The organism is Alkalimonas cellulosilytica (assembly GCF_036325985.1).
GTDB classification, from domain to species: domain Bacteria; phylum Pseudomonadota; class Gammaproteobacteria; order Enterobacterales; family Alteromonadaceae; genus Alkalimonas; species Alkalimonas cellulosilytica.
Genome location: NZ_JAUHLI010000071.1, coordinates 1 through 352, shown reverse-complemented (window position 1 = coordinate 352; position 352 = coordinate 1). Strand labels below are relative to the sequence as shown.

Annotated in this window: 1 protein-coding gene; it reads left to right on the top strand. The window is 52.3% G+C overall.

Annotated features, from left to right (window positions below; translation table 11 throughout):
- Positions 1–352, top strand: a 352-nt coding sequence (locus QWY20_RS18590; RefSeq protein ID WP_330130463.1) for an ATP-binding protein, incomplete at both ends; no start/stop codon positions are given.

Below are 352 nucleotides of genomic sequence, written 5' to 3'. Positions count from 1 at the left end.
AAGCGGACAATACCTGCACTACAACCAGAACATTATCATTACCGGAGCCACCGGCTGCGGTAAAACTCATCTAGCCTGCGCGCTCGCAACACAGGCCTGTGAGCAGCATCACAGTGCTCGCTATTATCGACTCGGTGAGTTGCTTGATGAGTTGCACGTGGGGCGAGCCGATGGCTCCTACCGTCAACAACTGAGCACGCTGGCTAAACGAAAACTGCTTATCCTTGATGATTGGGGCATGGAAAAGCTGAGCGCACGACAGGCCAACGATCTGTTGGATGTTATGGAAATACGCTACCAACAGTCCAGTACCATCATCGCTAGTCAACTCCCCACCAGTGAGTGGTACAAA